This is a genomic window from Marinobacter sp. (assembly GCF_033722195.1).
In the GTDB taxonomy this organism is placed as follows: Bacteria; Pseudomonadota; Gammaproteobacteria; order Pseudomonadales; family Oleiphilaceae; genus Marinobacter.
The window spans coordinates 29604-53469 of the sequence record NZ_JAWVZL010000014.1 but is presented as its reverse complement, the minus strand read 5'-3'; the positions used below and the strand labels follow the sequence as shown (position 1 = coordinate 53469).

17 protein-coding genes are annotated in these 23866 nt (G+C 62.8%); 8 read left to right on the top strand and 9 right to left on the bottom strand.

What is annotated here, in order from left to right:
- Window positions 1–157 precede the first annotated feature (157 nt).
- Complete coding sequence (trmH, locus tag R3280_RS04570; protein WP_318997397.1) at window positions 158–874, top strand: tRNA (guanosine(18)-2'-O)-methyltransferase TrmH; 717 nt, start codon at window positions 158–160, stop codon at window positions 872–874.
- A 28-nt stretch (window positions 875–902) separates the two neighbouring features.
- Here trmH and R3280_RS04565 read toward each other — a convergent pair whose 3' ends face one another.
- From R3280_RS04565 to R3280_RS04540, 6 genes are all read right to left on the bottom strand, one after another.
- Complete coding sequence (locus R3280_RS04565; RefSeq protein WP_318997396.1) at window positions 903–1922, bottom strand: nucleoid-associated protein; 1020 nt, start codon at window positions 1920–1922, stop codon at window positions 903–905.
- 3 nt (window positions 1923–1925) lie between these two features.
- Window positions 1926–3587, bottom strand: coding sequence for a sulfate adenylyltransferase subunit CysN (cysN, locus tag R3280_RS04560; protein WP_318997395.1), 1662 nt, complete (start codon window positions 3585–3587; stop codon window positions 1926–1928).
- Window positions 3588–3692: 105 nt separating this feature from the next.
- Complete coding sequence (cysD, locus tag R3280_RS04555; protein WP_318997394.1) at window positions 3693–4601, bottom strand: sulfate adenylyltransferase subunit CysD; 909 nt, start codon at window positions 4599–4601, stop codon at window positions 3693–3695.
- Between the two features lie 193 nt (window positions 4602–4794).
- Window positions 4795–5196, bottom strand: coding sequence for a PilZ domain-containing protein (locus R3280_RS04550; RefSeq protein ID WP_318997393.1), 402 nt, complete (start codon window positions 5194–5196; stop codon window positions 4795–4797).
- Between the two features lie 346 nt (window positions 5197–5542).
- Entirely contained in the window at window positions 5543–7933 is a 2391-nt protein-coding gene (locus tag R3280_RS04545) for an EAL domain-containing protein (protein WP_318997392.1), read from the bottom strand.
- A 58-nt stretch (window positions 7934–7991) separates the two neighbouring features.
- Entirely contained in the window at window positions 7992–9545 is a 1554-nt protein-coding gene (locus tag R3280_RS04540; protein WP_318997391.1) for a PAS domain-containing methyl-accepting chemotaxis protein, read from the bottom strand.
- Window positions 9546–9984: 439 nt separating this feature from the next.
- On the opposite strand from R3280_RS04540, the gene rimO reads away from it, so the two are divergent.
- Window positions 9985–11331, top strand: a complete 1347-nt coding sequence (gene rimO / locus R3280_RS04535) for a 30S ribosomal protein S12 methylthiotransferase RimO (RefSeq protein ID WP_318997390.1) — start codon at window positions 9985–9987, stop codon at window positions 11329–11331.
- A 443-nt stretch (window positions 11332–11774) separates the two neighbouring features.
- Here rimO and gatB read toward each other — a convergent pair whose 3' ends face one another.
- The 3 genes from gatB to gatC all read right to left on the bottom strand — a co-directional run bounded on the left by gatB (window position 11775) and on the right by gatC (window position 15071).
- The gene (gene gatB, locus R3280_RS04530) at window positions 11775–13223 is read right to left on the bottom strand and encodes an Asp-tRNA(Asn)/Glu-tRNA(Gln) amidotransferase subunit GatB (RefSeq protein WP_318997389.1); all 1449 of its coding nucleotides are present in this window, start codon (window positions 13221–13223) and stop codon (window positions 11775–11777) included.
- Between the two features lie 66 nt (window positions 13224–13289).
- The gene (gene gatA / locus R3280_RS04525) at window positions 13290–14738 is read right to left on the bottom strand and encodes an Asp-tRNA(Asn)/Glu-tRNA(Gln) amidotransferase subunit GatA (RefSeq protein ID WP_318997388.1); all 1449 of its coding nucleotides are present in this window, start codon (window positions 14736–14738) and stop codon (window positions 13290–13292) included.
- A gap of 45 nt (window positions 14739–14783) precedes the next feature.
- Window positions 14784–15071 (bottom strand): Asp-tRNA(Asn)/Glu-tRNA(Gln) amidotransferase subunit GatC, encoded by a 288-nt coding sequence (gatC, locus tag R3280_RS04520; protein ID WP_318997387.1) that lies wholly within the window; start codon window positions 15069–15071, stop codon window positions 14784–14786.
- A gap of 259 nt (window positions 15072–15330) precedes the next feature.
- Here gatC and R3280_RS04515 point away from each other — a divergent pair, with 259 nt between their 5' ends.
- The 6 genes from R3280_RS04515 to R3280_RS04490 all read left to right on the top strand — a co-directional run bounded on the left by R3280_RS04515 (window position 15331) and on the right by R3280_RS04490 (window position 23861).
- Complete coding sequence (locus tag R3280_RS04515) at window positions 15331–16374, top strand: rod shape-determining protein (RefSeq protein ID WP_318997386.1); 1044 nt, start codon at window positions 15331–15333, stop codon at window positions 16372–16374.
- Between the two features lie 132 nt (window positions 16375–16506).
- Entirely contained in the window at window positions 16507–17376 is an 870-nt protein-coding gene (mreC, locus tag R3280_RS04510) for a rod shape-determining protein MreC (RefSeq protein ID WP_318997399.1), read from the top strand.
- Window positions 17376–17852 carry a rod shape-determining protein MreD gene (mreD, locus tag R3280_RS04505; RefSeq protein WP_318997385.1) on the top strand — a complete coding sequence of 159 codons (477 nt, stop codon included), beginning with the start codon at window positions 17376–17378 and terminating at the stop codon, window positions 17850–17852. The genes mreC and mreD overlap by 1 nt, the downstream gene beginning before the upstream one ends.
- Before the next feature lie 8 nt (window positions 17853–17860).
- Entirely contained in the window at window positions 17861–18475 is a 615-nt protein-coding gene (locus R3280_RS04500) for a nucleoside triphosphate pyrophosphatase (RefSeq protein WP_318997384.1), read from the top strand.
- A complete protein-coding gene (gene rng, locus R3280_RS04495; RefSeq protein WP_318997383.1) occupies window positions 18468–19949 on the top strand; it encodes a ribonuclease G in 1482 nt (493 codons plus the stop codon). Before R3280_RS04500 ends, rng begins: the two co-directional genes overlap by 8 nt.
- 57 nt (window positions 19950–20006) lie before the next feature.
- Window positions 20007–23861 (top strand): YhdP family protein, encoded by a 3855-nt coding sequence (locus R3280_RS04490; protein WP_318997382.1) that lies wholly within the window; start codon window positions 20007–20009, stop codon window positions 23859–23861.
- Window positions 23862–23866: the final 5 nt, after the last annotated feature.

The window sequence follows — 23866 nt, the reverse complement described above, 5'->3', positions numbered from 1 at the left end:
GGTGTGGGATAGGCCTTCCAAAACACGCCCGTAAATACGTCCATGTAGGGCTCGATTCGCGCCGTCCATGGCGCTCAACGGTTTTGGAAGGCCTATCCCACACCCTTTGCAATCATCGGTGCCAGCCTCCGTTAGCTTTCGATTTCCAGTGACGTTTATGACCCCAGAACGCCTTGCCCGTATCAAGCAGACCCTGGATCGCCGTCAGCCGGACCTGTCCGTGCTGACCGACCAGGTTCACAAGCCCCGCAATCTGTCCGCCATCCTGCGCTCCTGTGACGCCTTCGGCCTGGCTCATATGCACGTGGTCTGGCCCCGGGAGGGCTTCCGGGCCTTTCGCAAGACCGCCGGCGGCAGCTACAACTGGGTCACCACCCACACCCATCGCACCATGACTGAGGCCACTACCGCGCTGAAAGCGCAGGGCCACAAGCTCTATGCCGCCCAGCTTTCGGAACGGGCCATCGATTACCGGGACGCGGACTTTACGGCGCCCTGCACGGTGATTCTGGGCAACGAGGTGGACGGGGTGAGTCCTGAGGCGGCGGCCGAGGCGGATGAGCACATCGTGATTCCGATGATGGGGATGGTGGAGTCGCTGAACGTCTCGGCGGCCTGTGCGATCATTCTCTCGGAGGCCCAGCGCCAGCGCTCGGAGGCAGGTCTCTACGATCAGCGGCGGTTGCCGGATGAGGATTACCAGCGGCTGCTGTTCTGCTGGTGCAACCCCCAGATCAAGCGCTACTGCGATGACCGAAGGCTGCCGTACCCGCCCTTTGATCCGGAGACCGGGGAGCTGATCGATGGGGTGGCCTGGATGGAGTCGGTGCGACGCCTGCGGCATCCCGATGCCAACTTTGATTTCAGCGACTGAGTGATTTCCGCCGCTGGGTCCCGCGACGCTATTCGCTGTCGCGGGTTTCCAGGTAGCGCTGCAGCTGTTCCCGCAGGGCCTTGGGCAGGCGGGTGATGGTGAGGGCGTCCTTGTCCCGGTCGTAATAGATCGCCTGGTTCACCAGGTCCGAGGAGAAGGAGACGCTCATGCCACCCCCGGAGCCGGCGATGCGTACGAGTTTCTTGACCTTACGGTGGTCCGGGTGCAGGACGGTGTCCTCGGGCAATTCCTGGTGCTGGGCGGCGAACTGCTTGAAGCGCTCGGGCCGGTCTTCATCCAGATACCCCGAGAGCGCTTCCAGGGCCACCGGTTCCCCCAGGGCATGCTGTTCCTTGCAGAATTCGTAGGCGCGGTGGCGGACCTTGCCGGCGTCCTCCGGTTCGGAGGTCTTGGCGAAGGCCTCGACGGCGTCCAGGAAGGTGAGGGTTTCCTTTTCCACGTCCACCTGGTTGGTGAAGCCGGCCAGCTTGATGAACAGCTCACCGATTTCGCCGGTACCGCGGGCATGCACTAGGGTCAGGTAGTTCTGCGCCGGGGTGTCTCCCAGCCAGTCGTCCAGCTCCACCCTCAAAGCCAGGTTCAGCCGTGACAGGCTGAGGACGTCGGTGGCGTCCAGGGCCTGATCCTGGTCGAAGCGCAGGGCACTGTCGCTCTCAAGGATCAGCAGATAGACCACGTCGCTGTCGGCCAGGGCTTCGTGTACCAGCATCAGGTGGCCCTGGTGCTCTTCCTGGCTGGCATTGAGCAGCTCCTGCCACTGGCCGAACACCCGCTCGGTCAGGGAGGCGAAACTCTGCCGGTCCGCCAGGTAGTCCTTCAGCCAGGCGCTGAAAGGCTGCTCTCCGATGTCTTCGGAGAAGCGGCCGTATTTCTTGCCGGGCTTGGCGTTGAACAGGCGCTTCATCTGTTTGTGGAGCGCCTCGTAGTCGCCGCCGGGCTCCGCCAGGGCGGCGCCGGCTTTGACCCGGGCCGGCTGGCCCGGTTGCATCTGGCTGGCGAACAGCGTCCGCAGTTGCTTTATGGCCATGGTTTAGATGCGCTTGTCCCGGTTCAGGGTCTGGACCAGATCGTGAGCGATCTTGACGACGTCCTGCTCGGCGTTCGCCTCGGCATTGGCGCTGGCCACGTCGGAGCCGATGTTGACGGCGATGGCAATCAGGCCGTGGGCCGTCAGCAGCTGGGCGGCGCGGCGGCGGTCATCGGCCTGGCCGGCATTGTCCTCATTGAGCACCACTGACGTTTTGCCCAGGTCGAACAGCGCGCGCTCCAGGGCGACCGCCAATTCTTCAGCACCCGTACCGGTGCAGCCGATAATCAGCGGCTTCTGCGCCAGCCGGCGGCTGCGTTCTTCGCTGGAGACCGGCTCCAGGGTGTCCTTGCCGGCGTCCGCCAGGCCGCTGATCATGCCCGCGCCCACGGTCACGTTGGTGAGCCGGTCGATGACGATGAAGCCCCCGGTGGCGCGGTTGCGCGGGTAGGGGTCAAAGGCCACCGGCTGGCTCAGGGTGAGTTCGCACAGGCCGATCTCATTGAGCTGCAGGGCACTGACGTCGGCCTGCTGTTCCAGGGTGTTGACGTCGGTGCGGTAGGCGATGCGGCGCACCGAGCCCGAGGTGAAGGTGGGGCCCAGCTTGATGTCGTACAGCCGGCCGGTTTCCAGCGGCTTGTCGGTCATCCACACCACGTTGGCGTTGAAACGGTTGCTGACCAGCGGCTCGTCCTCGGGCTTGACCAGCATGTCGCCGCGGCTGACGTCGATCTCGTCGTTCAGGGTCAGGGTGACGGCCTGGTCGATGTAGGCCTCTTCCAGCTTGCCTTCAAAAGTGACGATTTCCTTGACCGTGCTGGTACGCCGGGACGGCAGCGCCATCACCGCGTCGCCCGGGCGGATCACGCCGGAGGCAATGGTGCCGCAGAAGCCCCGGAAATTCAGGTTGGGGCGGTTGACGTACTGCACCGGGAAGCGGAAATGCTCCAGGTTCTTGTCCCGCGCCACTTCCACGGTTTCCAGGATTTCCATCATGGGCTGGCCGGTGAACCAGGGGGTGTTCTCGCTCCGGTTCACCACGTTGTCGCCTTCCAGTGCCGAGATGGGCACGAAACGGATGTCCCGCAGCCCCAGCTTGTCGGCAAACGCCAGGTAATCCTTCTTGATCTGCTCGAAGCGCTCCTCGCTGAAGTCCACCAGGTCCATCTTGTTGATCGCCACGATAACGTGGCGGATGCCCAGCAGGGAGGCAATGAACGAATGCCGGCGGGTCTGGGTCAGCACGCCGTGGCGGGCATCGATCATCATTATGGCCAGCTGCGCGGTGGAGGCGCCGGTGGCCATGTTGCGGGTGTACTGCTCGTGGCCCGGGGTGTCGGCGATGATGAACTTACGCTTGTCGGTGGAGAAGTAGCGGTAGGCCACATCAATGGTGATGCCCTGTTCCCGCTCCGCCTGCAGGCCGTCCACCAGCAGCGCCAGGTCCAGCTTCTCACCGGTGGTGCCCAGCTTGGCGCTGTCGGTCTTGAGGCTGGCCATGTGATCTTCGTAGATCATCTTGGTGTCGTGCAGCAGGCGCCCGATCAGGGTGCTCTTGCCATCGTCGACGCTGCCACAGGTCAGCAGGCGCAGCAGTTCCTTGTCCTCATGCTGCTTGAGGTAGGCGGTAATATCTTCGGCAATCAGGTCTGACTGGTGAGACATCTTTGCAACCCTTGCGAAATCGGGGTCAGAGGAAAACGTCGTCTGGCCCCGTTAAAACGGTAAAGTCAGAGTCGGAAGAGGTTCTCTCCCGACCCCAGGTTCAGATCAGAAGTACCCTTCGCGCTTCTTCTGCTCCATGGAGCCGGCGGAATCGTGGTCGATGACCCGGCCCTGGCGCTCGGAGCTCTTTGCCAGCAGCATCTCCTGGATGATGTCGGTGAGGGTGTCGGCCTCGGACTCGATGGCGCCGGTGAGCGGATAGCAGCCCAGGGTCCGGAAGCGCACCGATTTCATCATCGGCTTCTCGCCTTCTTTCAGGGGCATGCGGTCGTCGTCCACCATGATCAGGGTGCCGTCCCGCTCAACCACCGGGCGCTTGGCGGCGTAGTACAGCGGCACGATCTCGATGTTCTCCAGGTAGATGTATTGCCAGATGTCCAGTTCGGTCCAGTTGGACAGCGGGAATACCCGGATGCTCTCGCCCTTGTTGATCTTGCCGTTGTAGGTGTTCCAGAGCTCCGGACGCTGGTTCTTGGGATCCCAGCGGTGATACTGGTCCCGGAAGGAGTAGACCCGTTCCTTGGCGCGGGACTTCTCCTCGTCGCGGCGGGCGCCCCCGAAGGCGGCATCGAACTTGTACTTGTTCAGGGCCTGCTTGAGGGACTGGGTCTTCATGATGTCGGTGTGCTTGGCGCTGCCGTGGGTGAACGGCCCCACGCCCTGGTCAACACCTTCCTGATTGATGTGCACCAGCAGATCCAGGCCGTATTTCTTGGCCGTCTCTTCCCGGAACTTGATCATTTCCTTGAATTTCCAGGTGGTGTCCACGTGCAGCAGCGGGAACGGCAGCTTACCCGGGTAGAAGGCCTTGCGGGCCAGGTGCAGCATCACCGAGGAGTCCTTGCCGATGGAGTAGAGCATCACCGGGTTGTCGAACTCGGCCGCCACTTCCCGGATGATGTGGATGCTTTCCGCTTCCAGCTGTTTGAGGTGCGTCAGGTTATAGGTGGTCATCGTATCCTGTTACCGCTTGCCATGTGCCCGTGGTCTGGCGTCAGAAGGGGCGGCCCCGGTCAGGGGCGTGATACCGACTTCGGACGAATTTGAGGTGAGCTACTATAACAGAGGGGCGGAGTGCATAAGAAGGCGATGCGCTAGAGTTTGGCGCTATAACAATATGCCAACCCCACCCGGGAGGCGGGGTGAATCAGAAGGAGCGGCCCAGCTGTCGGCTGACGTACTGGTTGACGTAGTCGTGGCCGTTGTCCGCGAAGCGGCTGAACCGGATGCCCACGTGGAAGGTGTCCCGGGAGACCCGGCGCAGGTGCACAACCAGCCCCTCGGCATAGACATCAACATTCTGGGACGCCACCACGGGCAGGGAGAAGTCGGTGGCCACCTCGATGAACTCGCCGGGCGCCGGCGAGCGCAGGCCGGGGACCAGGTCCTTCACGGTGGCGCTGTCGCAGGCCACCATCATGCCCGCGCGGGACAGGTTGGTGCACTGGCAGGTGATGTCCGGCCCATCGGGGCGGCTGACGGTGACCTCAAGGGCGGCTTCCACCCGCTGTTGGTCCCGAAGATTCGGTTTCGAGGACACTGGTTTCATGGTCACCCACCGTGGTCCGGAGGACGCAGTGTTATGAGTCGGTTGCCGGGGGGCCGTGTCAGCCTTGAGCATCGTCAGAGCAGCCTTGCTGGTGGTGCGGGTTTTCCCGGAAATTGCTTTACCCATAATCAACTCAATGTTTACCGCGGGAGCCCCGTTCCTGGCGCGTTGCAGTACGCCCGAAAGCGTGGCACCGGCGTCGAAGGCTCTCCTAAAGGGGCGTCATTTTACAGACAGTTTACAGTCTGTCGCTAACCGACTGAAAGCTTAGCTGTTTGTTAAATGAACAGCAAGAAACCTGTCGCCCGGACAGGCGGGTTTGTGGTTTTGGTCCCAGTTTCGGGGGTTAGACGGGTTGATCGAACCTTTGTGCGGGTGGCTCCGGTCGCTTGCCGGCATGCCACGTACGTGCCCATTCCAGGGCGACCTCCACCGGTGCCGGCTTCATATAGTGATAGCCCTGGCCCAAATCGCATCCCAGGCAGATTAGGTCAGCGGCCAGTTCCTCTGATTCTATTCCCTCCGCCACAACCCTTCGCCCGAAGCCTTGGGCCATATTGATGATGGAGGACACCAGCCGGCGGTCCTCTATGGTGCTGAGCATGTCGGTCACGAAGGTTCGATCGATCTTTATTTCTTCCACCGGCAGCTTGCGAAAATAACTTAATGAAGAAAAGCCAGTGCCGAAATCATCGAGAGAGAAGGAAACCCCCAGCTTCTTCACGTCTTCAATGATATTTACTGCCCGACAGAGATCGTCAATAGCGGTGGACTCGACGATCTCGAGGATCAGGTTGCGCCGGACCCTGTTCGAGCAGGGAGTAAGCTGTTTGGTCAGAGTGACCACAAAACTGTCCGACAAAAAATGGCGAGGTGAGATGTTGATACTCAGGCAGTAATCCAGTCCCTGCGCCTCAAACGTTTGCAGAATGATAATGGCCTGGCCAAGAACATACTCGCCCAGCCAGGTCTCATCCTCCAGGGTGTCGAGAGCGGGAAGGAACTGGTCTGGAGTCAGGAGGCCGCGCAGTGGATGGTGCCAGCGGATCAGGGCCTCGAAGCCTTCGACTTTCCGGTTACAGAGCTGTACTTTTGGTTGCAGGAAAAGTTCAAGCTGCTGTGTTTTGAGGCCGGCTCGAAGCTCGTCCAGTATTTGTAATCGCTCTTGCCGGGAGTGGTGCATGGCGAGATCGAAAATTACATAACAGTTTCGCCCGGCCTCTTTCGCGGCGTACATTGCCTGATCCGCGTGCCTGATCAGAATGTCGCGGTCTGAGTGGTCCTGTGGAAACCGGGTGACGCCCATGCTGCCTGAGAGCCTCAACAGCCTGCCCTCGTGACTTATGGGTCTGGCGAGTGCGTCCACGAGGCGCTGATAGACCCGGTCTGACTCCACATTCCTGAGCACTGCAATGAATTCGTCGCCGCTCAGCCTGGCAATGATGTCGCCTTCGCGAACGAGTCTTCCAAGCCTTCGCCCGATATGCGCCAGTACCGCATCCCCGACGGTGTGACCATAGCGGTCGTTAACCTCTTTGAATCCGTCGAGGTCAATGAAGCAGATGGAAAGCTGATGGCCGAGGCACTCGGCTTCCTGCAATGCTCTGTCCAGCAGATCGTTGAGCAGCCGCCGATTGGGTAACTCGGTGAGGCTGTCATAGTTGGCCGCGTGCTCTATGACAGCTCTTGTCTGGGCGCGCTCAAGATGGAGGCGTTGACGCTCCATCAACACACCCACGGTCCGGCACAGTGGTTCAAGGCTGCGGCCGAACGCTTCACTGTATCCGCCCGCCCGGTTTGCCAGGCCGATGATGCCCACAATGTCGGTGCCGACAACGACTGGCATACCCAGATAGGTTCGAAGTGGGGGATGACCCTCAGGCGTGCCCCCGCTGCGTGGGTCTGCGCCCAGATCGTTTGACACCACAACCCCGCTCGAGAGGATCGTCTGGCCGAGAAGGTTATCCAGGTCTTCGAAGATCATGCCGTCGCCGTCGTTCTGGCGATATCTGTCGTCGGTTTCCTTGTTCCAGGCCAGATTTGTGATGGCCCGCATCCGAAGAAACGGGCGCCCGTCAGGCTGGTGCTTGAGTTCGCCGATCAGGCCAAATGGGCTCTCTGTGAGTTTCAGCAGATCTTCCAGCAAAACGGTGAAAGCGGCGCGGTCGCTTTCGGTAGTCAGAAAGATATTCTGGGCGCGAGCGATCGTCTGGCTGAGTGATGCCACGTCCACACCGTCCTCAGGCGCCCGCAAGCGGCGGTCGCTCTCTAGCTCCCGCTCCACCATCTCTGCCATCAGTTTGAGGGCGTCCAGTTCCTCGGGGCTAAACGGCCGGGGCTCGTCATGGAGGAGGCAGAGTGCGCCGACCTTGAATCCGGTAGGTTCTCTAATCGGATAGCCGGCGTAGAAACGAATGCCAGGGTCGGCCGTAACCAGCGGATTGTCGGCAAATCGAAGGTCTGTGGAGAGGTCATTCACTACCAGCGCATCATCCTGGCGGATGGTGTGGTCACAGAAGGCCCAGCGTCGGTCTATATCCTCGACGTCTGCTCCGCAGCAGGACTTGCACCATAGCCGATGCTCGTCAATAAAGTTTAGCAGTGCCGCTTCCACGCCAAAGTGGAGCTTTGCCAGCCGGGTAATGCGGTCGAAACGGGGCTCGACCGGCGAGCCCAGTATTTCCATCTCATACAATGCATTGAGGCGAAGCGCCTCGTAATTACGACTCTGTGACATGCTGATCAACCAACCCCATGCGGGGCCCGTGGCCGATTAAACGCCTGCCGCAGCAGGCTTATTTGAACCTGACAACGAGTTCGTGCATGTCCTTTGCAGTCTGTCCCAACCTTTGTACGCTATCGGCCGACTCCTGGCCTTTGCCGAGATTCTTCTGGGCAAGCATCGAGATGGTTTCCACCTGTTCGTTGATCTGGTCGGACACCTGAGCCTGCTCTTCCACCGCCGCAGCCATCTGCATGGCCATCTCGGCAATATTAGCCACAGCATCAGTGATACTGGCAAGGGTTTCTTCCGCTTCGAACACTTTACCCAAACCCTGCTCGGCCTCTTTGGCGCCGGCCTGGGCCACCGCAACCGATTCCCGGGAGCGGCTGGTCAGGGCGTCCACGATCTCGTGGATCTGGCCGGTGGACTCCTGGGTCCGGCGCGCCAGGGAGCGTACCTCCTCGGCCACCACGGCGAAGCCGCGGCCATGTTCGCCGGCCCGGGCCGCTTCAATGGCCGCGTTCAGCGCCAGCAGGTTGGTCTGGTCGGCAATCTGGGTGATGGTTTCCGCCGCCGAAGCAATGCGCTGGGTCTGCTCGGACACCACGCTGACGGTCTTGCTGATCTGGTCCACCGTGCCCTTGAGCTGCTCGATGGCCTTGCGGGTTGAAGAGATAACGGCCTTTCCGTTGATGGAAAGCTGCCGGCTCTCATCGGCCTGATCCGCGGTCACCTGAACATTTTTTGCCACTTCACCAATGGTGGTGGACATTTCATGCACCGCCGCCGCCACCTGCTCGATTTCGCCCTGCTGCTTGACCAGTGACTGCTGGGCCTCGTGGGTGATATTGAGGCCATTCATGGATTCGGTGGCCACGTCGGAGGCCGAATCCTCGAGCCGGGTCAGCACCGTATCCAGATGAGAGTGTTGGGCCATAATGGCCACTTTGATACGACCGAGTTCGAGATCGTCGTCGGTGTAGGTTTTTGCAGCCAGGTCTGAGGAAAAGTTGTTTTCCAGAAGTTTGCTGATGGAAATTAGTACATGCTTGTGAGCAAGCTGGGTCCAGACGGCATAGGTCAGGATACTGGCCACCAGGATGACTTTTGACACACCCGGAAAGCCGGTCAGAAACAGGCCGCCGGCGACCAAGAGCGCGATCGCCAGAAAAACGTTTCGCCAGGAGAGCAAGTCGGTCAACTTGCGTCCAGTCTTGCCTGCGTTCACCTGTCGGTAATAGCGGTCCGCCCGCGCCACATCCTCCCGGGAAGGGCAGGAACGCACGGACTCATAGCCGACCACGTGGCCCTGCTCGGTGATGGGCGTCACATAGGCATTGACCCAGTAGTAATCCCCGGTTTTGGTGCGGTTCTTTACCAGGCCCATCCAGGGCTTGCCGGCCTTGAGATGATTCCACATGGACTCGTAGGCGGCCGGCGGCATGTCCGGATGGCGGACGATGTTGTGGGGCTGGCCCAGCAGCTCTTCACGGGTGAAACCACTGATTTCAACAAAGGCATCGTTGCAGTGTTTGATCTTGCCTTTGAGGTCGGTGGAGGAAATCAGTTTCTGGTGTGGCGGAAACGTACGTTCGTGGTCGGTGACTGGAAGGTTCTTGCGCATGAATTCAGCTCGCCTTAGAGCAAAGGGCCGGTAACTGCGTGCCTCTTTTTTTGTTCAGTAAGGCTTTGCAGACACTGCCGGATTTTAACAAGCTCTCTCTCCCGGCAATGCTGAACCACAATGCCGGAAGTACTAAGGCGAAGAGTAAATCAGCACCCTGGAATAGGACAGGGGCTGCAAATAGGTAGAAATCGCACATTTTTAAAATATGCTTTAAAAACAGTTTTTAAGCATGTAATAAGCATCTTATTAAATTGTGAATAATCGTAACCAGTCAGTGTCTTATGGGCGCCGCGCGCGGTTTCTTGTCAGCTTGGGCCATCAAGCGAGATGTATAGCAGATATTACTGAGGCATCTTGCCGGGCGGCCCACTGCTCATGGCCTGCCCGAGCATGGTAGACTGCGCGCTTTCTAGAGCCTTGCGCGGAATCGAAGACCATGACAGAAACCAAATCCTCCACCGTCAGCCAGTCATCAGGGCGCGTCGGCATGATCAGCCTGGGCTGCCCCAAGGCCCTGGTAGACTCGGAGCGAATCCTCACCCAGCTTCGCCTGGACGGCTACGAGGTGGTGCCCACTTACACCGACGCGGACGTGGTGGTGGTCAATACCTGTGGTTTCATCGATGCCGCCAAGCAGGAGTCCCTGGACGCCATCGGCGAGGCCCTGTCTGAGAATGGCCGGGTCATCGTTACCGGCTGCATGGGCGTCGAAGCGGACCGTATCCGCGAGACCCATCCCGGCGTGCTGGCGGTGTCCGGCCCCCATGCCTATGAGGAAGTGGTTGGTGCGGTGCACCAGCATGTTCCGCCGAAGAAAAGCCACGATCCCTTTATCGACCTGGTGCCGCCCCAGGGCATCAAACTGACTCCCCGGCACTATGCCTACCTGAAGATATCCGAGGGCTGCAATCACCGCTGCACTTTCTGCATCATTCCCTCCATGCGGGGCGACCTGGTAAGCCGCCCGGTAGGCGATGTCATGGACGAGGCCCAGCGCCTGGTGGATGCCGGCGTCAAGGAGTTGCTGGTGATCTCCCAGGACACCAGCGCCTACGGTGTCGACGTGAAATACCGCACCGGCTTCTGGCAGGGCCGTCCGCTCAAGACAAAAATGCAGGCGCTTTGCGAGGCGCTGGGGTCGCTGGGGGTGTGGGTCCGGCTGCACTACGTCTACCCCTATCCCCACGTGGATGACGTGATTCCGCTGATGGCAGAAGGCAAGGTCCTGCCCTACCTGGACATTCCCTTCCAGCACGCCAGCCCGCGGGTTCTCAAGGCCATGAAGCGGCCAGCCCACGACAGCAAGACCCTCGAGAGGATCCGTCGCTGGCGGGAGATCTGCCCGGAGCTGACTATTCGTTCCACCTTTATTGTGGGTTTCCCCGGCGAGACCGAGGAAGATTTCCAGTACCTGCTGGACTGGCTCGATGAGGCCCAGCTGGACCGTGTCGGTGCCTTCAAGTACAGCGCGGTCGAGGGTGCCCGTGCCAATGAGCTGGAAGGTGCGGTGCCGGAGGAAATGAAAGAGGAGCGCCTGGCGCGGTTTATGGCGAAACAGGCGGAGATCAGCGCGGCGCGGCTGCAGGCCAAGATCGGCAAGACCATCGAGGTGTTGATTGATGAAGTCGACGAGGAGGGGGCCATCGGCCGCTCCAAGGCGGATGCGCCTGAGATCGACGGCATGGTTTATCTGAATGACGAAACCGACCTGGTGCCGGGGCAGATCGTGACGGTGGTGGTGGAGCATGCCGATGAGCATGATCTTTGGGCGGTTCTGGCCTAGTACCGACTGTTACCCCGGGGCAGTGCTGCGGCGTGGTACGGTTTAGAAAAAAACTGCGGGAAACTTCGGGTCTCGTGGAGGCCTGAGGTGGGGACCCCCTTCCAAAACACGCTCCTTGCGGCACATCCCTGTGACGCTTGGGCTCCGCCATCCCTGGCTCCGCACAGTTTTGGAAGGGGGTCCCCACCCCAGGCCTGCCCAGCCTGGGAGTTATGCCAAGCAAAAACAGCCGATCAGATGTGGATCGTTGCGTCGGCGATCTCTCCGTAAGTTCGTGCGATGTGGTGGGGTACCCCTTCCCAAAAACGTAGAGCGCCAGGGATGGCGCGACCGAGCCCTACATGGACGTATTTACGGGCGTTTTTTGGGAAGGGGTACCCCATTGCAGCGCCGGCTCCCAATTTCCAGGCTGGGCATCAGCCCGAGCCGAGGCCACTCCTAAGTCAGCCTTCCAGCTTCTTCTTCAATAATTCGTTGAACACCTTCGGGTTGCCCTGGCCTCTGGAGGCCTTCATCAGGGGCCCCATGAAGCCGCCCATCAGTTTCTTGCGCTTCTTCTCGTCGGCTTCCTGGTACTGGGCGATCTGCTCGCCCATGCCAGCAAGAACCTCATCCACGATTTGCTCCAGGGCCGCGGTATCGGAGACCTGCTTCAGGCCCTTGGTCTCGATGAGGGCGTCCACGTCGTCGCCTTCGCCTTCCCAAAGGCCCTCGAAGACCTTCTTCGCCCCGGTGGAGGAAATGGTGCCGTCGCTGATGCGCAGGATCAGGGCGCCCAGCTGGCGACCGGTCACCGGGCAATCGGTAATGTTCCTGCCCTCGGCGTTCAGGCGCGCGGTGAGTTCGCCCAGGATCCAGTTGGCTGCCAATTTGGCGTCCTTGCCGTGTTCGACGGTTTCCTCGAACAGCCAGGCCATCTGGGAATTGCTGGCCAGCTGGCTGGCGTCGTAGTCGGTGAGGCCGTAGTCGGACTGGAAGCGGGCCTTGCGGGCGTCCGGCAGCTCCGGCAGGCTGCGGCGTACTTCCTCGATGAAGTCGTCGGCGATCACCACCGGCAGCAGGTCCGGGCAGGGGAAGTAACGGTAGTCGTTGGCTTCCTCCTTGGTGCGCATGGAGCGGGAGGTGTTGGTGTCGCCGTTGTAGAGCCGGGTCTCCTGCACGATGGTGCCGCCGTCCATCAGCACGTCGATCTGACGATCCACCTCCTGGTGGATGGCCTGCTCCATGAACCGGAAGGAATTCAGGTTCTTGGTCTCGGTCCGGGTGCCCAGCTTTTCCTCGCCCATGGGACGCACCGACACGTTGACGTCAAAGCGCATGGAGCCCTGGGACATGTCGCCGTCGCAGATGCCCAGGGAGGTGACGATGCCGTGCAGTTTGCGGGCGAAGGCCACGGCTTCTTCCGAGCTGCGCATGTCCGGCTCGGTGACGATCTCGATCAGCGGCGTGCCGGCCCGATTGAGGTCGATGCCGGACATGCCATGGTAGTCCTCGTGCAGGGACTTGCCGGCGTCCTCTTCCAGATGGGCGTGGTGGATGCGCACCCGCTTGCTGGTGCCGTCTTCCAGCTCGATGTCCACATGGCCGCGGCCGACGATGGGCTGGGCCAGCTGGGTGGTCTGGTAGCCCTTGGGCAGGTCCGGGTAGAAGTAGTTCTTGCGCTCGAACACCGAGCGCCGGGCGATTTCGGCATCGATCGCCAGGCCAAACATCACCGCGTAGCGGAAGGCCTGCTCGTTGGCCACCGGCAGAGTACCCGGCATGGCCAGGTCGACGGCGCTGGCCTGGGTGTTGGGCTCAGCGCCGTAGGCGGTGCTGGTGCCGGAGAAGATCTTGGTCTGGGTGGCGAGCTGAACATGGATTTCCAGCCCGATCACAACGTCCCATTGCATGCTCTGTATCCTCCTGGTGGGGCGAGCGGCTAGCCGGCCGCCCCGATGAACCGGTTGTGAACTGCCTCAGCCTTCGGGTGCCAGCCTGTGCCAGTCGGTGGCCTGCTGGAACTGGTGGGCGGCGTTGAGCAGCCGGGCCTCGTCAAAGTAGTTGCCGATGATCTGCAGCCCCACCGGCATGCCGTCCACCTGGCCGGCGGGCAGCGACATGGCCGGCAGGCCCGCCAGGTTGGTGGAGATGGTGAAGATGTCTTCCAGGTACATGGTGACCGGGTCGTCGGTCTTCTCGCCCTTGACGAACGCTGGTGATGGCGTGGTGGGGCTCATGATGACGTCCACTTCCCTGAAGGCATCGATGAAGTCCTGCTGGATCAGCCGGCGCACTTTCTGGGCCTTGAGGTAATAGGCGTCGTAGTAGCCGGCGGAGAGGGCGTAGGTGCCCACCAGTATGCGGCGCTTCACCTCGCTGCCAAAACCTTCGGCCCGGGTGCGGGTGTACATGTCCAGCAGGTCCTTGGGGTTATCGCAGCGGTAGCCGTAACGCACGCCGTCGAACCGGGACAGGTTGGCGGAGGCCTCCGCCGGGGCAATCACGTAATAAGCGGCAATGGCCAGGTTGGCGTGGGGCAGGGAGATGTCCTTCACCGTGGCGCCCAGGGCCTCGTATTCCCTGATCGCATCCCGGACCGCTTTCTCCATGGCCGGGTCCAGCTGCTCGGTGAAGTACTCCTTCGGCAGGCCGATGCGCAGGCCTTTCAACGGCTCGTTCAGGCTGGCGGTGTAGTCCGGCACTTCCCGGTCGAGGCTGGTGGAATCTCTGGGGTCGAAGCCGGCCATGACGTTGAGCATCAGGGCGTTGTCCTCGGCGCTGCGGGCCATGGTGCCGCCCTGGTCCAGGCTGGAGGCGAAGGCGATCATGCCGTAGCGGGACACCCGGCCGTAGGTGGGCTTGAGGCCGGTGATGCCGCACATGGCCGCCGGCTGGCGGATGGAGCCGCCGGTGTCGGTGGCGGTGGCGGCCGGCACCAGGCGGGCGGCCACGGCGGCGGCGGAACCGCCGGAGGAGCCGCCCGGTACCCGGTTCTCACCCCACGGATTGGTGGTGGCGCCGAAGTAGCTGGACTCGGTGGAGGAGCCCATGGCGAACTCATCCATGTTGGTCTTGCCCAGGCAGACCGCGCCGGCATCCCGGAAACGCTGACTCACGGTGGCGTTATAGGGCGGTACGAAGTTCTCCAGCATCCGCGAGCCGCAGGTGGTGCGGACACCCTCGGTGCAGAAGATGTCCTTGTGGGCAAAGGGGATGCCGGTCCAGGGGGTGGCGTCACCGCGCTGGCGGCGCTCGTCGGCAGCCCGGGCATCGGCGAGGGCCTGGTCGGCGGTCACGGTAATGAAACTGTTGAGCTCGCCGTCCCGGGCTTCGATCCGGTCGAGGAAATGCTGGGTCAGCTCTACGCTGGACACCCGGCCCTCGGCCAGGTCGCGGGACAGTTCGGCTACGGTCTTGTCGTGCATGGAGGGCTTCCTGGAAAGTGTCCTGAATGCTGAAAAGGGATCGCGTTACTCGATCACCCTGGGGACCAGGTAAAGGCCATCTTCGGTGGCCGGGGCGATGGCCTGGAAGGCCTCCCGCTGGCTGGTCTCGGTGATGGTGTCCGGGCGCAGCCGCTGGACCGCGTCCAGCGGATGGGCCATGGGCTCGGTCTGACTGGTGTCGGCAACCTGGAGCTGGTCCACCAGCAGCAGGATATTGCCCAGGTCCTTTTCCAGCGCGGTCACCTGTTCATCATCAACGCGGATTCGCGCAAGAACGGCGACTTTTTCGATGTCATCACGGGAAATTGCCACGACTTGCCTCCCAGATATATGAAATAACCGTAACCGCCGGAGTCATGGCCGACCCCGGCGTGGCGGTGACTCGGGCCACCGGCTCCACGGATGGTACGAAAGCAGGCCGGTATGGTAACAGATTCACCTCTGTTCGGGAGGGGTAATCGCCTGATCTGGCAGCGGTCGGGGCCTGATCGTGCCTTGCCTGTGGGGGTGCTCGCTGCTAAAGTTGCCGCAACCATTCCCCGACTGCTTTTCTCAGGTTGAAATAACACGAATGTTCATCAAACGAATCCGAGGTCTTTTCTCCAGCGATCTGTCTATCGATCTGGGTACGGCAAACACGCTGATCTATGTCCGGGGCCGTGGCATTGTCCTGAACGAGCCGTCCGTGGTGGCGATCCGTTCCACCAATTCCCAGAAGACCGTAGCCGCCGTGGGTGGGGAAGCCAAGCGGATGCTGGGTCGTACGCCCGGTAACATCACCGCGATCCGCCCCCTGAAGGACGGCGTGATTGCGGACTTCGTGGTCACCGAGAAAATGCTCCAGCACTTTATTCACAAGGTGCATGAGAACAGCTTCATTACCCCCAGCCCCCGGGTGCTGGTGTGTGTGCCCAGCAAATCCACCCAGGTGGAGCGCAAGGCCATCCGGGAATCGGCCCTGGGTGCCGGTGCCCGCGAGGTGTTCCTGATCGAGGAGCCCATGGCCGCGGCCATCGGTGCCGGTCTGCCGGTGGAGGAGGCCAGCGGCTCGATGATTGTTGATATCGGTGGCGGTACCACCGAGATTGCCATCATCTCCCTGAACGGTATTGTCTATGCCGAGTCGGTGCGGGTTGGCGGTGACAAGTTCGACGAGGCCATCGTCACCTACGTGCGCCGCAACTACGGCAGCCTGATCGGTGACTCCACCGCCGAGCGCATCAAGCACGAAATCGGCTGCGCCTATGAGGGCGTGGAGATCCGCGAGATAGACGTTCGTGGTCGCAACCTGGCCGAGGGCGTGCCCCGGGCCTTCACCCTGAACAGCGAAGAGATTCTCGACGCCCTGCAGGAATCCCTCGCGCAGATCGTCCAGACCGTCAAGAGCGCGCTGGAGCAGTCACCGCCGGAGCTGGCGTCCGACATCGCCGAGCGCGGCATCGTGCTGACCGGTGGTGGCGCCCTGCTGCGGGGTCTCGACAAGCTGCTGAGCGAAGAGACCGGCCTGCCGGTCATCATTGCTGAAGATCCGCTCACCTGCGTTGCGCGCGGGGGTGGTAAAGCCCTGGAAGTCATCGACCGCGGTGGCATTGGTATGTTTTCCCAGGAGGGCTGAGTGTGGTGGCAACACCGGCCAGCCTGATGTTTGACCGGAGACAACCGCCGCCTGTGGCCAGGAACCCGATAGGGACCCTGGGTCGCGGCGGCGGTTTTTGCTTGCGGTGCCCGGAGGTGGGCCATTAAGACCATCTTCGTCCAGGGCCCAATCCCTGCCTTTCGACTGATCCTGGTGATTTTGCTGTCGGCGGCTCTGATCGTGGCGGATGCCCGTTTCCAGAAGCTCGAGAATGTCCGCAGTGTGCTGGGCACCGGCCTGGCGCCGGTGGTCTGGTTGGGCAACGCCCCGGACCAGCTCGGCGACTGGATTGCCAGCCTGTTCACCTCCCGTGACGACCTGCAGGAAATCAATGAAGAGCTGGAGGCCCGGCTTCTGATCCTCGAACGCCGGGCGCTGAAATATGCGGCCCTGGCCCAGGAGAACAACGAACTGCGCCGCCGGCTCAATGCGGCGGCCGCGGTGGACGACCGGGTGATCCTGGCGGAAATCGTCGGGGTGTCGCCGGATCCTTTCTCCCACGAGGTCATCATCAACAAGGGCAGCCGTCACGGCGTCACCGTGGGCCAGGCAATCCTGGATGCGGACGGTCTGATGGGCCAGGTGCGCCACACCAGCAGCTTCACCTCCCGGGTGCTGCTGGTGTCCGACAGCAGTCACGCGGTGCCGGTGGAGGTCAACCGCAACGGCCTGCGGGCAGTGCTGCTGGGCAACGGCAAGACCGATCGCCTGGAGTTGGTGCACGTGCCAGACACCGCCGATATCCGCGAAGGCGACATGCTCATCAGTTCCGGCCTGGGCGGCCGCTTTCCCCGGGGCTATCCGGTGGCGGAGGTGGTGTCCATTACCAAGGAGCCAGGGGAGCCGTTCATGCAGATCGAGGCCAGACCGCTGGCGCGACTGAACCGCAGCCACATGGTGCTGGTGGTGTTCCAGGGCGCGCAGGAGCCGCTTGAGGACGAGGCCGTCGAGACCCCGCCGGACACCGGGGAGGCGCCCTGATGCTGTCGGTCATCAGCTATCCGGTCTTTGCCCTCAGCATCCTGCTGTCGCTTGTGCTCAGCATTTCACTGTTTCCGGTCAATTACCTGGAGTTCCGGCCCGAGTGGCTGGGCCTGATGGTGTTCTACTGGACCTTCCGGGCGCCGGCGCAGTTTGGCATCCTGCTGGCCTGGTGCCTGGGTCTGCTGCTGGATGTGCTGGAAGCAACGCCGCTGGGGGTCAACGCCCTTGCCATGGCGCTGGTGGCCTTCCTGGTACTGACCATCCACCAGCGCCTGCGGATGTTCCCGCTGCCGCAGCAGTGCCTGATGGTGTTTTTGCTGCTGGGTATCAACCAGATGCTGGTGCACTTCATCAAGCAGCTGCTGGGGGCGGACAACGCCGGCTTCGGTTATCTCTGGCCGGCCCTCACCAGCGCCCTGATCTGGCCGGTGGTCTGTGTGCTGCTGGACAACCTGAACCGGAAACTGGGGTAGGATAGCCCGTGCGACCCATCATCCTTGCCTCCGCTTCGCCGCGCCGGGCCGAACTGCTCAGCCAGATCGGCCTGCCGTTTACCGTGGCGCCGGTGGATATCGACGAAACACCCGGTGCCGACGAGCTGCCGGCGCATTATGTGGAGCGCCTGGCCCGGCAGAAGGCCGCCGCCGGTCTGGCGCACGCCGCCAGCCCCGACAGCCTGGTGCTGGGCTCGGACACGACCGTGGTGTGCGACGAGCGCATTCTGGCCAAGCCCGCCACTGTGGAGGAGGCGGCCGCCATGCTGGCGTCCCTCTCCGGCCGCAGTCACCGGGTGATGACCGCGGTTGCCCTGGCCGGAGAGCACGGCTGTTACGCCCGCCTGGTCATCACCGAGGTGCGCTTCCGGAATCTGGAGGAGGCGGAAATCCTGGCCTATTGCGCCACCGGCGAGCCCATGGACAAGGCCGGTGGTTACGGCATCCAGGGTCGGGGTGGCCTGTTCGTGGCGGGGCTTTGGGGCAGTTACAGTGCCGTGGTGGGCTTGCCCCTGGAGGAGACCGGTCAGCTGCTGGCCGAGGCCGGACAGCCGGTCTGGAGTTACTGGAACCGGCCCAAGGAGACCCGCCGAGATGAGTGAAGAAATCCTGATCAACGTGACGCCGGTGGAAACCCGCGTGGCTCTGGTTGAGAACGGCATGCTCCAGGAGGCCTACATCGAGCGCACCAGCCGCAAGGGCATCGTCGGCAACATCTACAAGGGCAAGGTGGTGCGGGTGCTGCCGGGTATGGAGGCCGCCTTCGTTGATATCGGCCTGGAGCGGGCCGCTTTTATCCACGCTTCCGATGTGGTCAACGGCAACAGCCAGGCGGAGGACCGGAGCGAGGCCCCGAAGTCGGTACCGGATATCCGCTCACTGCTGCGGGAGGGCCAGTCACTGGTGGTGCAGGTCACCAAGGATCCCATCGGCACCAAGGGCGCCCGGCTGACCACCCAGCTGTCCATCCCTTCCCGCTACCTGGTGTTCATGCCGGAGGTCCCCCATGTCGGCATCTCCCAGCGCATCGAGGACGAAGCCGAGCGGGCGCGGCTGAAGGAGATCGTGGAGCGGGGCGCGGCGGAACTGGGTGACGACGGCTTCGGCTACATCATCCGCACCGCCGCCGAGGCCGCCTCCGCGGAGGATCTGCTGGCGGATATGGCCTACCTGCACCGGCTCAACCAGTCCATCCACGAGCGCATCAACAACGCTCCGCTGCCTTCGGTGATCTACCAGGATCTGCCCCTGTTCATCCGCACCATCCGGGACCTGATCCGGCCTGCAACCGAGAAGGTGAGGATCGATTCCCGGGAGAGCTACCAGCGGGTCATCGAGTTTGTCAGCGAGTTCGTGGCGGAGTTCTCCGACAAGGTCGAGTACTACCCCGGTGAGCGCCCCATCTTCGATCTCTACAGTGTCGAGGACGAGATCCAGAAAGCCTTGAGCCGCAAGGTGCAGCTCAAGTCCGGTGGTTACGTGATCATTGACCAGACCGAGGCGATGACCACCATTGACATCAACACCGGGGCGTTTGTTGGCCACCGCAACCTGGAAGAGACCATCTTCAAGACCAACCTGGAAGCGGCCCGGGCCATCAGCCGCCAACTTCGGCTGCGCAACCTGGGCGGCATCATCATCATCGACTTCATCGACATGGAGGACCCGGAGCACCAGCGCCAGGTTCACCGCATGCTGGAGAAGATGCTGGAGCGGGATCACGCCAAGACCAAGATCACCGGTGTGTCCGAGCTGGGCCTGGTGGAAATGACCCGCAAACGCACCACCGAGAGCCTGGGCCAGATCCTCTGTGAGCCCTGTCCCATCTGCGATGGCCGCGGCTTCCTCAAAACCAGCGAGACGGTGTGCTACGAGATCTTCCGGGAGATCCTGCGGGTCAACCGGGCCTATGACGCCGAGAGCTACCTGGTAATGGCCTCCCAGAGCGTGGTGGACCGGCTGCTGGATGAGGAGTCCGACAACGTGGCCGATCTTGAGACCTTTATCGGTAAATCCATCAAGTTCCAGGTTGAGGCCTTTTACAGCCAGGAACAGTATGATGTGGTATTACTCTGATCGGCGCTGAGCCAATACAGCGCTGAACGTTCATCATGACCGGGGTTCGTGTCTTCCATGCCAAACCCACCAGCCGAGTCCGGGGCGGGGCGTCCATTTTCCCGGGTACTGCTGCGCATCGCCAATCTGGTCTGGTGGCTTGTACTGGTGGTGCTGGTATTGCTGGCACTCTACGCCGGTATCGGCCGGCAACTGACCCAGAACATCGACAGCCACCGCCAGGACATTGAGCAGATCCTCAGCCGCGAGCTTGGCCGGCCGGTGGCCATCGAAAGCCTCCAGGCCAGCTGGCAGTGGCTCGACCCGGTGCTGCAGGCCAGCGGCCTGAGGGTTCACCACCAGGACGACCCCGACCGCATCATTGCCGAACTGCAACACCTGCGTATCCGGCTCGACAGCCTGTCCTCGCTGCTGCGCCTGCGCATCGTATTCCGGGAGTTCGTGGCGGACGGTCTCGACCTGACCGTGACCCGGTCCGAATCCGGCACTGTTGGGGTCGGCGGGCTTAAAGTGATGGAGCGGGCCGAGACCGCTAACTGGTTCGAACGGGCCGGACGGCTGCTGTCAGATCCCTACGTCCGCCTCACCCGCATCAACCTGGGCCTGAACATGCCCGGCGAGCCCACCCGGCATGTGGATATTCCCCAGCTGGACCTGATCTACGAGCGCGGCGTCTTCACCGCCACCGGCCGCGCCATGCGCTCAGGCACCACCGAACAGATCGCCAGTTTCAGCCTGCAGGGCCAGCATTTCTTCCGCGGCGGTTTTGACGGCCAGCTATACCTGGACCTGGATTCCGGCCGGCTCTTTGACGGCCTGGTCCGCGGCCTGTCCTGGCAGGGGCTCGACCTGCAGGCCTTTGACCTCAAGGGCCAGGGCTGGCTCACTTTCCGGGGCGGCGAGCTGGTGCAGGGCACAGGCCGGGTGCGGCTGCCGTACCTGCTGCTGGCCACCGAGCACCAGACCCTGGCCCCTGTGGAAGGCCTCAGCGCCCGGGTGGGCTGGCGTCAGGGCCAGGGTCAGGGCGGCAGTGGCGGCGAGATTCATCTGAGAAATCTGCGCTGGCGCTGGAATGGTGTCGGTCTGCCGCCGTTCGATCTGCGCCTGTCCCGGGAGGCCGGGCAGGACCTGGTGATTGCCGATGGTGTCTCGGTGGCGCCGCTGCGACGCCTGGCGGACGCCCTGCAGCTGCTGCCGGAGAGCGCCGGCCGCGCCCTGGCCGGCTACAGCCCGGCCGGCCAGCTGAACGGCCTGCGGCTGGTGCTGCCCCATGACGACCTGTCCGCTTTCGAGATCAGCACCTCCCTGCAGAATGTCGAGGTGGCCGCCTACGGTGGCGCCCCCTCCGCTAGTGGCGTCAGCGGACGCTTGTGGGCGCGGGCGGACACCGGCTGGGTCGAAGTGGACAGTGGGGGAGTCAATCTGGGCTTTCCCGAGCTGTTCCTGTCGTCCTGGCCGCTCAACCGGCTCCAGGCTCGGGTCAACTGGCTGATCGAGGACCCGGTCATCCGTGTGTTCTCCGACGACATCCGCATGGATTATCAGACCAATACCGAATTCACCGGGGCCTTCGATCTCAAGCTGGTGTCGGGCGGTGACGACACCCTGGGGCTGCAGGTGCAGCTTCGCAATGGCGATGCCGGCATGCTGGCGGACTTTGTGCCGGCCAAAGTGGTGAGCGAGGAGCTCTACAGCTGGCTCACCACCGCGGTAGAGTCCGCCGCTATCCCCGAAGGCGAGTTTTACGGCCATGGCAGCATCTCGGCAAACGCGCCGGAGAATTCCTTCTCAACCGCCATGCGTTACCGCTTCCAGGATGCCACCGTTCGCTATGACGCGGACTGGCCGGAAGTCACCGGGGCTGTCGGCACGGTATTGGTGCATGACGCCGCCGCCAGGGTGGAACTGGAGCAGGGCGAGAGCCGGGGTATCGATCTGGCCGGCGCCACCGTCGAGGTGAACTCCGGCCCGGTGGTCTCGGTGGCCGCCGAGACCGCGCTCACCGGCGCCACTGCCCAGCAGTGGCTGACCGGCACGCCGCTGCAGGCCATGACCGGTGACCTGGGCAGTGCCCTGGCGTTTGCCGGAGATTACCGGCTGGGGCTGGACCTGGCCATACCCCTGAGTGAGGGCGGCGAGGTGAGTGTGGATGCCCGGCTGGCAACGGATGGGGGCAGCGTCCGCTTTGCCGACGCGGGCCTGGCTTGGCAGCAGATCGCCGGCGAGCTGCGTTACCGGTCTGACCAGGGCTTCTCCCAGGAGCCCCTGACAGCGCGCTTCCTCGACCAGCCGGTTTCGGTCCGGTTCGCCCGACCGGACAGCGGCAAGGGTATCCGGATCACCCAGCGTGGCCGGCTCACAGTGGCGGACCTGTTCAACGGCTTTGACATTGGTCTTGGCCCGGACCCGGGGCTGCGGGGGGCCTTCAACTATCATGCGGATCTGGACCTGGCCCCCGATGAGGCCATCCTGCTGGCGGTGGAATCCAGTCTCCAGGGCGTCGCGGTGGACTGGCCGGAGCCTCTGGCCAAGCCGGCGGACGCCGCCGCACCGCTCAAGCTCTGGGTGGAGTGGCAGAACAATGAAATCCTGCTTTCCGGCAACTGGCAGCAGCGCCTGGGGGCCCGGATGCAGTGGCTCCAGGGGGAGCTGCAACGGGGTGAGCTGGCACTGGGTTCAGGCAGCGCCTCCCTGCCCAAGGCCGAGGGCCTTCGCATTGTGGGGGAACTGGCCCGCCTGGATGTGAGTACCTGGCAACAGCGCCTCGAAACCGCGCTGGTGACAGCGGATACCAGAGTCACCGAGCAGCCCGGCAGCTGGCTCAGTGGCGTGGACCTGCAGGCCGATATCCTGACCGTGGCCGGGGAAACCTTCGAGGCCATCCAGGTCACGGCAACGCCCCGCGCCGGACAGTGGGACCTGGCGCTGGAATCCGACCAGATTGCCGGCGAAATCATCATACCCGAGGCGGACAGCGAGCCGGTAATCGTGCGCCTGCAGGAGCTGGTGCTGGATGAAGCGGAGGAAACCGAGGCCGGCCCCGAGGGCGGCAACCGTTTCCAGTCCTGGCAGGTGGCCCAGTGGCCGCCCGTGGACGTGCGCATCGACAGTCTCAAGCGGGGTGAGCGGGTTCTTGGCGCCTGGTCGTTCCAGCTGCAGCCCTCTGCGGACGCCCTGCGGGTGGCAGACCTTCAGGGTCAGATGAACGATCTCACCTTCGACGGCGAGCTGAACTGGCGGGCCGGTGGAGCCGGTCAGGCCCGCACACAACTGACCGGTGAGCTCAGCGGCGGCAGCCTGGAAGGGCTGTCCGGGGTCTTCAGCGGCCAGGTGCCGTTTCGTAATGCCAACAGCGAGGTCATCCTGGACCTGGCCTGGCCGGGGTCGCCGGACCAGGTCAGCGCCGGCGCCATGGATGGCCAGATCAGCATGCGCTTTGACGACGGCGTGATCCTGGAGAGCAACAACACCGCCCAGCTGTTCCGTGTCTTTAACCTGCTCAACTCCGATACCCTTTGGCGGCGGCTGCGGCTGGACTTTTCCGATCTCTACGAGGCCGGCGTGTCGTTCGACGCCATTTCCGGCAAGGCCCTGCTGGACAACGGGGTGCTGACCTGGGATCCGGAGCTGCAGATCGTCGGTCCTTCCGGCGCGTTCAAGCTTTCCGGCAGCAGCGATCTGCAGCGGGAAACCCTGGATATGCGGCTGGTGGTGGTGCTGCCGCTGACCCAGAACCTGCCCCTGGCGGCCTTGCTGATGGGGGCCTCGGCGCCCATCGGCGGCGCCCTGTTCGTGCTGGACAAAGTGTTGGGGGACCCGTTGAGCAAACTCACCAGCGCCACCTATAGTGTAGGGGGCACCTGGGATAATCCCGAGGTAAGCCTGCGGAACGTATTCGACACCGGTCAGTAGGCGGC

What these genes read in the sequence shown, in the direction of transcription:
- cysN (WP_318997395.1), bottom strand. Translation starts at nt 3,587, where the DNA reads ATGTCTCACCAGTCAGACCTGATTGCCGAAGATATTACCGCCTACCTC.
- gatA (WP_318997388.1), bottom strand. Translation starts at nt 14,738, where the DNA reads ATGCACGACAAGACCGTAGCCGAACTGTCCCGCGACCTGGCCGAGGGC.
- trmH (WP_318997397.1), top strand. Translation starts at nt 158, where the DNA reads ATGACCCCAGAACGCCTTGCCCGTATCAAGCAGACCCTGGATCGCCGT.
- R3280_RS04515 (WP_318997386.1), top strand. Translation starts at nt 15,331, where the DNA reads ATGTTCATCAAACGAATCCGAGGTCTTTTCTCCAGCGATCTGTCTATC.
- R3280_RS04550 (WP_318997393.1), bottom strand. Translation starts at nt 5,196, where the DNA reads ATGAAACCAGTGTCCTCGAAACCGAATCTTCGGGACCAACAGCGGGTG.
- cysD (WP_318997394.1), bottom strand. Translation starts at nt 4,601, where the DNA reads ATGACCACCTATAACCTGACGCACCTCAAACAGCTGGAAGCGGAAAGC.
- R3280_RS04545 (WP_318997392.1), bottom strand. Translation starts at nt 7,933, where the DNA reads ATGTCACAGAGTCGTAATTACGAGGCGCTTCGCCTCAATGCATTGTAT.
- gatB (WP_318997389.1), bottom strand. Translation starts at nt 13,223, where the DNA reads ATGCAATGGGACGTTGTGATCGGGCTGGAAATCCATGTTCAGCTCGCC.
- rng (WP_318997383.1), top strand. Translation starts at nt 18,468, where the DNA reads ATGAGTGAAGAAATCCTGATCAACGTGACGCCGGTGGAAACCCGCGTG.
- mreD (WP_318997385.1), top strand. Translation starts at nt 17,376, where the DNA reads ATGCTGTCGGTCATCAGCTATCCGGTCTTTGCCCTCAGCATCCTGCTG.
- R3280_RS04540 (WP_318997391.1), bottom strand. Translation starts at nt 9,545, where the DNA reads ATGCGCAAGAACCTTCCAGTCACCGACCACGAACGTACGTTTCCGCCA.
- R3280_RS04565 (WP_318997396.1), bottom strand. Translation starts at nt 1,922, where the DNA reads ATGGCCATAAAGCAACTGCGGACGCTGTTCGCCAGCCAGATGCAACCG.
- R3280_RS04490 (WP_318997382.1), top strand. Translation starts at nt 20,007, where the DNA reads ATGCCAAACCCACCAGCCGAGTCCGGGGCGGGGCGTCCATTTTCCCGG.
- rimO (WP_318997390.1), top strand. Translation starts at nt 9,985, where the DNA reads ATGACAGAAACCAAATCCTCCACCGTCAGCCAGTCATCAGGGCGCGTC.